Source organism: Paenibacillus sp. LS1 (assembly GCF_026013365.1).
Lineage (GTDB): Bacteria > Bacillota > Bacilli > Paenibacillales > Paenibacillaceae > Paenibacillus.
This window is the reverse complement of sequence record NZ_JAPDOE010000028.1, coordinates 1-1,491: the sequence shown is the minus strand read 5'-3', so window position 1 is coordinate 1,491 and position 1,491 is coordinate 1. Positions and strand designations below refer to the sequence as shown.

The window sequence follows — 1,491 nt, the reverse complement described above, 5'->3', positions numbered from 1 at the left end:
GATAGTTCAGGGTTATTTCAGGCTCTATTCCGGATAGCTCGCTTTCACCCAGCCATTTGAGAATGCCGTAGCCAATCCCACGGTTTGGTACACGGCGCAAGATCTCTTTGGTCTGCTGGATGTCTTCTCCCGGATTTTGACCGATGCCTATTACTGCCACAGGATAGATACTTGTGAACCATCCCACAGTCCGGTCCATCACGTACTCTTCTCCGATTCGTTCCCGCCCGTGACCTTCCATCTGCAGGGCAGCCATTCCTTGTCCCGTTACGGTCCGCATGGCCTGGGCCAGGGCTGTCACCAGTAAATCATTGATCTCGGTATGGTATGCCCGGTTGGCTTGATACAACAGAGCTTCTGTCTGCTCCACATTCAGACTGACCTCCAGGTGTCCAACCCCTTCTCCGCTACCTCGGCCGCTCCAGTGCTTGCCGCTTTCTTCCATCTGTTCTTCTACGGTTTGCCAGTACCGGAGTTCCTCCTGAAGCTCTGCGCTCGTCCGGTACCTTGCCAAGGCTTGGCTCCATCCCGCATACGATCCTGTCTTCGGAGGTAAGGTTACTGCCTGCCCAGCCAGGATCGACGCATAAGCCTGCTGCAGATCTTCTAACAGAATCCGCCAGGATACCCCGTCAATCAGCAGATGATGCACAATGAGTAACACATAATCCCGCTCATTGGTGTGCAACAATCCGACGCTTACGAGAGAACCGTTCGTCAGGTCCAGACTCCGTTGCATCTGGTTTGCCTGCTGATGCATCGCTGTCAACGCCTCTTCTTGATCCGTCATCGAGAGATAATCCAACACTGTCATTTCATAGGCCGCACCTGATGCAATGGGGCGAATGGTTTGCACACCGTCACGGTAAACCGCACGCAGCATATCATGATGAGCAGTGATCGCATCCAGTGCTTGCCTCAACGCGGTCTCATGGATTGGTTCCACGCTCTCCAGCAGGAAGGACTGATTGAAATGATGGGGTTCGCCCAACGATTCGGACCAGAACTGACATTGGATCGGCGTAGGATTGACCTGGCCGGTTACTTCGCCTTGCTCTGCTGTACTGGCGACACTGACCGTCACTTCTGTACTCATTCCGCGAATCGTCCGTCCTTGCATAATGGTCCGCACACCAAGGTCATACCCCTGTTCTCTCATCTTGGACAGAATGCGGATGGCTTTGATTGAGTCTCCGCCCAGGGTGTAGAAGTCATCATCAATGCCGACCTGTTCAAGCCCCAGCACCTCACGGAATACAGCAGCAATGACTTCTTCCAGTGCGTTCCGCGGTGCAGTGTAGGTCTGCGTCGAAGTCCGGTCTGGTTCTGGCAGAGCCTTTTTGTCCAATTTTCCATTCCTTGTCAGGGGTAGAGCTCCCATCTGTACCACGTATGATGGCACCATGTACGAAGGCAGGATGCTCCGCAGATTCTCCCGAATTTGCTCCCCGTCCAGCTCACCTTCGCCCACGACATAAGCACACAGATAAC

At 53.9% G+C, this 1,491-nt stretch carries 1 protein-coding gene; it reads right to left on the bottom strand.

The annotated features are described in order from the left end of the window. A partial coding sequence (locus tag OM416_RS31675; RefSeq protein WP_264936339.1) for a condensation domain-containing protein occupies positions 1–1,491 on the bottom strand: 1,491 nt, incomplete at both ends.